At 38.3% G+C, this 3405-nt stretch carries 3 protein-coding genes; all 3 read right to left on the bottom strand.

Annotated features, from left to right (window positions below; translation table 11 throughout):
• Positions 1 to 308 precede the first annotated feature (308 nt).
• Positions 309 to 1256, bottom strand: coding sequence for a tyrosine-type recombinase/integrase (locus BSCG_RS08885; protein WP_004309289.1), 948 nt, complete (start codon positions 1254 to 1256; stop codon positions 309 to 311).
• Positions 1257 to 1400: 144 nt separating this feature from the next.
• Entirely contained in the window at positions 1401 to 2498 is a 1098-nt protein-coding gene (locus tag BSCG_RS08890) for a metallophosphoesterase family protein (protein WP_004309291.1), read from the bottom strand.
• 17 nt (positions 2499 to 2515) lie between these two features.
• The coding region (locus BSCG_RS08895) for a lamin tail domain-containing protein (protein ID WP_008776599.1) at positions 2516 to 3405 on the bottom strand (890 nt) is incomplete at its 5' end.

Raw genomic sequence — 3405 nt, 5'->3', positions numbered from 1 at the left:
AATTATAGAGTACTGGACACCTACCACAAAAAGAAGAAGAAATACGTACGAACAAGGGAGTTTAGATACATTTTGCCTGATATACAGAGATATTTGAAAAGTATAGGCAGTCGAATTCATAGAACATGAAATAGGAATGTTTCATGTCCCGATACATTTTTACTGTATATTTAAATAAAAAGAGAAAAAAAAGGAATTTTGCTTGTATGTTATTAACAAATTTGTCTATATTTGCACCGAATAATTTCCGTTACCTAAGAAGTAACAGCTGCGTATTTAGACTGGTTATCAAAGACTTAATATACTTTTCAAAGAATTCCCCTATAATTCCTAACGTAAGAATAATTCAACCGATTTACTTTGGTACGCTCATTCAATTCAAAACCTTTCAAGTAAATTTGTGTTGTCTTAATAGATTTATGCCCCAATGACTCGCTAATCATTTCGATAGGTACTCCCCTGTATTTAGCGGTAGTTGCCCAGGAATGGCGAAACGTATAAGAAGTTACGGATGAATGAATACGTAGCTTCTTGGCTAAACTCTTCAAATCATTATTAAAACGACGCAGAGTGGATTGATATTCTATATATGCCGCTTCGTCATCCCGTTTATTCTTTCCACTTAATATATAAAAAAGATAATCCGGATGCTCGGGGAGAACAGCGGAATGCGTATTACGAAGTCGGGAAACAATACATGAAGCCGATTCTAAGATTTCTATACTCATTGGAGTTCCCGTCTTGATACGGTTGTACTTCAATATATTCCCCTCCAAATTCGACTTTTCCAGATGAGCAAGATCGGCGAAAGGCATTCCGCAAAATAAAAATAACAAATTAGCGATGGCTTGCGTCCGGCGAAGTTTTTCGGACTGTGGATCTTTATAAAGCAGCGTGTGTAATTCGTTTATAGGAATTGCTTTTTTCTGACGAGTATCTACTCCGGTAAAGACATCACGAAACAAGCGATGAATATAAGGAGCCTGATGAGTATCTACTCCCTTATTGTATATGCAACGTAACATTCGCATATAGGTGGAAATCGTGTTCAACTTCAAGCGGCAGGACATCAGATAACTGCTATACCGCTTCAAGTTCTCACGAGTAATCAAACTGAATGACACACACTCTGTTCCACAAAATATGGTGAAAGAGCGAAGTGCATTCTCATAAACATGTGCTGTGGCATAACGCCCTTCCTGACGCAAACAATTTATATAATTATTTGCACATACGGTAAATCCGTCTTTTCTCATAATTTACTTTCTATATTAATTGATTAAAATAAGTTTGATATTACGAGAAATAGAACGAATTTACAACAAAGAAGGTGATTTACGGTCGTTTTCTTATAAAGTTTTTAGTAACCTATACGATTTAATACTAAATTTGGCTATTTATCAGAAAGTGATAGTGCAAGAACTTCCCCATTGGATACTGGTTTTGTTTTCCGTATTCCACAAACATTCACGAGCCGTTAACAAGCGTTGATTCACATCCATGGTAACTACAATAAAGGAAAGTAGACGTTCGTCAGCAGAAGAATACTCACCTTTCATAGGGGAGTCCACCCGGAAAACAGGTAAATCAATTGTTCCATTTACCCCATTCCAGGTATAAAATTCATTGTAATTCTTATCTCCATGAAAGTAAGCCTTAATCATAGAATGAGAATGGATAAACTGCTCCAGCTTTTCCCAATTCTTTGTGGCTTTCTTTTTGACATCAGTCACCAGACAGGTATCTGCCAACAAATTCTGAAACTTATCTACTGAATTGATCGTATGCTTACCGTTCGGATTCGTAAAATGCTTGGTATCGGCAATGGGAGGATCGTGGGTAAATAAAATAACAGGAATAATCGTATCGGTTCCTATTTCCTGATCGAACCATTGACGCATATATGCATCAGGCCACATTCCCATAAAAACAAACCGTACCCCGTCCTTTACAAAGGAATAATGCACCTTATCCGTTTGATAATTAAAAGTCTCCGCCGTACGTTCCACCGCAGGGCGCATCATCCGGTTGAAAATACCGGCAGCACTGGATGCATCTTTTTCTGGAGATAAAACCTTGGAATAACCTATCGCATTAGAAATATCGTGATTACCCGGTACCAGATACAAAGGAGAACTTATCGATGAATCCCAATCACTGCAAAATTGACTCCATGATGTAGTAGCAGATTGAACTCCTTCTTCCATCCGATTGGCAATATCACCCGTACAAACAACAAAATCAGGAGAACCGAATTTTATTCCTGCACCCACCCCACTATCTTCCGGCAGCCGAGTTTCAGAAAGCAATTTGAAGGTTGCCAACATAGCACGACTTACCTCATCACTTCCCACTTCTTTTCCCCGAAATTCACGTTCAAGACCATAATGTACGTCTGAACAATATATAAAACGAAGAATTCTTCCTTCGTCTGCTCCGACAGCGGTGCAGCTAAAAAGAAGAATTCCCGTAAATAATAAAAGGATTAGCTTTCTCATTCCTTACAATTATAATCTTACCATTCTATTTTTGTACTTAGTCCGGCAGTGGTGCTATTACTCTCACCTTGAGTGGCTTTCATCATATACCATTCAGCACCGTTATCCTTACGGGCATACGCCATTCCCTCTGTTTCTCCATTGTATTTAGGTGTTTCTCCCCAAACCTCTTCACCGGCATCCGTTAGATTCTTGAATACGTCTATGGCAGTTTCTTCCGGTGAAAGAAGCTCAATCTTCACAGATTTTTTAGCGGAGAGTCCACTTGTAAAGCCTGTAGAATAATCCGCTTGATCCGAAAGAAGCACTAAAAAACCATGAGACTGTATTTTAGTCCCTTCGGGAGCTATATAAACAATATCCCCATCATCTTTTTTAATCTTTACTCCGGTTATATCCAGTTCACGACCTGTACTATTATACAACTCAATATATTTGGGTTTATTACCGTTCAACTCATTCAGCACCAATCCAATATAATCAATACCGGAAGGTCCTTCAGGTTCCGTAATTTTATTAGCTGTTCCTTTAGTAGCTTTCAATACAACAGTCCATTCTCCCGTACCGTCAGGAATACGTGAATAACTGCCTCCCACTTCATGTTTACCTCCATCACCAAATTCCGCATCCTTATCAAATTTGTCTATATCTTTACCAGAGGGCATTTGCAAAGTGATAGAAACAGATTTAGTATTTGAGATTCCTTGAGTAAAATCAACGCCTTTGACTTTCAGCAAATATGCTTTACCGGCAATGGCTGCCCCTTCCCCAAATGTATAAATAATCTCCGAAACACCTTCTTCATCAGTTTTCACCAGTTTAACGCCATTGAGATTAATTGTTGTATTGGAAGTATTATAAATCTCAATCCAATCTTCTTCACTTGCATTCCCATCGTTTCCACAAA

The sequence above is a fragment of the Bacteroides sp. 2_2_4 genome (genome assembly GCF_000157055.1).
GTDB classification, from domain to species: domain Bacteria; phylum Bacteroidota; class Bacteroidia; order Bacteroidales; family Bacteroidaceae; genus Bacteroides; species Bacteroides ovatus.
The sequence above is the reverse complement of the archived record's forward strand: the minus strand, read 5'-3'. Positions and strand labels throughout refer to the sequence as shown.